Genomic DNA, 786 nt, shown 5'->3' on the forward strand with positions numbered 1-786 from the left:
CCGGCGGCAGATATCACCGCCCTGAACGACGGCACCACCACTGTGTCAGTGACCGTCACCAGTGCCGCAGGCAACAGCGGCTCGGCCACCCACGATGTGAACGTCAACACCGCAGCACCGGCCATCACCATTAACAGCGTGACCGCCGACGACGTGATCAACGCCGCCGAGCAGGGCGCGGACCTGACGCTCTCCGGCACCACCACAAACGTGGAAGCCGGCCAGAACGTCACCATCACCTTTGGCGGCAAAACATATACCGCCAGCGTTGACAGTAACGGAGCATGGACGCTGGTCGTCCCGGCTGCGGATTTATCCACCCTGACCGACGGCAGCGCCCGCGTGGAGGCCAGCGTCAGCAATGCGGCAGGTAACAGCGCGTCGGCCACCCACGACTACAGCGTGGATACGGGGGCGCCGGTGATCACCATCAGCACCATCGCGGCAGACGATATCCTGAACGCCACGGAAGCGCAGGCGGATCTGGTCATCAGCGGTACCACTAATGCTCCGGCAGGCCAGGTGGTGACTGTTACCATTGGCAGCAACAGTTACACCGCCCAGGTGGAAGCTAACGGCAGCTGGAGCGTCACCGTTCCGGCAGCGGATGTGGCGTCCCTCGCCAGCGGCACCGTAACGGCCAGCGTGGCAGACGCCGCCGGTAACACCGGTTCAGCCAGCCATACCCTGACCGTTGACACTGCCGCGCCGGTGGTGACCATCAACACCGTGGCGACGGACGACATCATCAACAGCGCCGAACACGGCCAGACGCAGATGGTCAGC

General features: G+C 64.4%; 1 protein-coding gene. It reads left to right on the forward strand.

All coding sequences use genetic code 11. The features are described from left to right. Positions 1-786: Ig-like domain-containing protein (locus tag OGY07_RS02900; protein ID WP_286598547.1), on the forward strand; the 786-nt coding region annotated here is incomplete at both ends.

Origin of the sequence: Citrobacter sp. Cs237 (assembly GCF_030332325.1) — a bacterium.
In the GTDB taxonomy this organism is placed as follows: Bacteria; Pseudomonadota; Gammaproteobacteria; order Enterobacterales; family Enterobacteriaceae; genus Citrobacter_A; species Citrobacter_A sedlakii.